This is a genomic window from Shewanella sp. CAL98-MNA-CIBAN-0140 (assembly GCF_040309905.1).
Taxonomy (GTDB): domain Bacteria; phylum Pseudomonadota; class Gammaproteobacteria; order Enterobacterales; family Shewanellaceae; genus Shewanella; species Shewanella psychromarinicola.
This window is the reverse complement of sequence record NZ_JBEOPI010000213.1, coordinates 1-259: the sequence shown is the minus strand read 5'-3', so window position 1 is coordinate 259 and position 259 is coordinate 1. Positions and strand designations below refer to the sequence as shown.

Annotated in this window: 1 pseudogene; it reads left to right on the top strand. The window is 51.4% G+C overall.

The annotated features are described in order from the left end of the window. A pseudogene (sdsA, locus tag AAEY93_RS20805) lies at nt 1-259 on the top strand (All-trans-nonaprenyl-diphosphate synthase); the annotation flags it as partial.

The window sequence follows — 259 nt, the reverse complement described above, 5'->3', positions numbered from 1 at the left end:
GCCATGCACTTAGCGGCTATTACTGAGATGTTGCATACTGCCACCTTAGTCCATGATGATGTGATTGACGAGTCAGGACAACGTCGCGGTAAGCCTACGGCCAATGCGACGTGGGATAATGCCACGGCGGTACTGGTCGGTGATTATCTGATAGCGCGAGCGTTTAACTTATTGGTCGGCTTTCAGAGCTTGCCGCTATTGCAGCTGTTCTCAGATGGTACTTGCGATATTGCTGAGGGTGAGGTGTTACAGCTACAGC